The sequence below is a fragment of the Leptotrichia sp. OH3620_COT-345 genome (genome assembly GCF_003932895.1).
Taxonomy (GTDB): Bacteria; Fusobacteriota; Fusobacteriia; order Fusobacteriales; family Leptotrichiaceae; genus Pseudoleptotrichia.
In genome coordinates, this window is the sequence record NZ_RQYW01000214.1 from 1 (window position 1) to 232 (window position 232).

Genomic DNA, 232 nt, shown 5'->3' on the forward strand with positions numbered 1-232 from the left:
TAAGAATAAATGCACTGGAATTGGATGAAATAGACATAACAAAAGTTAAAGGACCGAAAGAAGTAACGGTAGTACTTGATGAGAGGGCATTATTATTTAATTTTGACAAGTCAAATGTAAAAGCACAGTATTATGGTATATTACAGAACTTAAAGGAATATATAATAGTAAATGATTATGATGTGACGATAGTGGGACATACGGATTCCAAAGGGACGAATGAGTATAACTT

At 31.5% G+C, this 232-nt stretch carries 1 pseudogene; it reads left to right on the forward strand.

The features are described from left to right. Window positions 1-232: pseudogene (locus tag EII29_RS11825) on the forward strand (OmpA family protein); the annotation flags it as partial.